Origin of the sequence: Dietzia sp. E1, assembly GCF_014145015.1 — a bacterium.
Taxonomy (GTDB): Bacteria; Actinomycetota; Actinomycetes; order Mycobacteriales; family Mycobacteriaceae; genus Dietzia; species Dietzia cinnamea_A.
This window is the reverse complement of the sequence record NZ_JAALDU010000545.1, coordinates 1-1,005: the sequence shown is the minus strand read 5'-3', so window position 1 is coordinate 1,005 and position 1,005 is coordinate 1. Positions and strand designations below refer to the sequence as shown.

At 66.6% G+C, this 1,005-nt stretch carries 1 protein-coding gene; it reads left to right on the top strand.

What is annotated here, in order from left to right:
• Window positions 1-1,005 (top strand): NDMA-dependent alcohol dehydrogenase (locus G6030_RS15305; protein ID WP_182643702.1); only part of this gene is annotated, 1,005 nt, incomplete at its 5' end.

Here is a 1,005-nt window from a genome sequence, read left to right as displayed (position 1 = left end):
GACGAGCACCTGCTCACCGGCGACCTGCAGTTCGAGTCCTACCCGATCATGGGCGGTCACGAGGGTGCCGGGGTCGTCACCAAGGTCGGCGAGGGTGTGATCGGCCTAGAGGAGGGAGACCACGTCGTCCTGGCGTTCATCCCCGCCTGCGGTACCTGCCCGCCGTGTTCAGAGGGCCTGCAGAACCTCTGCGACAACGGCGCGGGACTGCTCACCGGGCGTGCGATCAGCGACGGCGGCTTCAGGGTGCACACCGCCGACGGTGAGGACGTGGCCACCATGTGCCTCCTGGGGACGTTCGCCCCGCACGTCACCGTGCACCAGTCGTCCGTCATCAAGATCGAGAAGGACATCCCGCTGGACAAAGCCGCACTTCTCGGCTGCGGGGTGTGCACCGGTTGGGGCTCGGCCACGGAGATCGGCGGCGCCAAGGAGGGCGACATCGTGGTGGTCGTGGGAGTCGGTGGGATCGGCATCAACTCGGTCCAGGGTGCAGCGGCGGCGGGTGCGCGCGCTATCGTCGCCGTCGACCCGGTCGAGTTCAAGCGCGAGAAGGCCAAGGAGTTCGGGGCCACCCACACCTGCAGCTCCATGGACGAGGCGATGGCACTGGTCGGAGAGATCAGCTGGGGTCGGATGGCCGATCTGGTCATCCTCACGATGGGCGTGGTCGAGGGCAAAGACCTGCTCCCCGGTCTGCTCCTCACGGGCAAGGGCCGCCGGTGTGTCGTGGTGGGCCTGGGGGACATGATGGCCGTCGACGCCCAGGTGTCAATCATGGACCTGGCGATGCAGCAGAAGACACTGCAGGGCGCCATCTTCGGTGGCACCGGCCCGCGCAAGCAGATCCCGCACCTGCTGCACCAGTACCGCGCCGGGAACCTCAAACTGGACGAGCTCGTCACCAAGACGTACCGGCTCGAGGAGATCAACCAGGGGTACCAGGACATGCGCGACGGCAAGAACATCCGCGGTGTGATCATCTACGACGAGCAGGACTGGTAA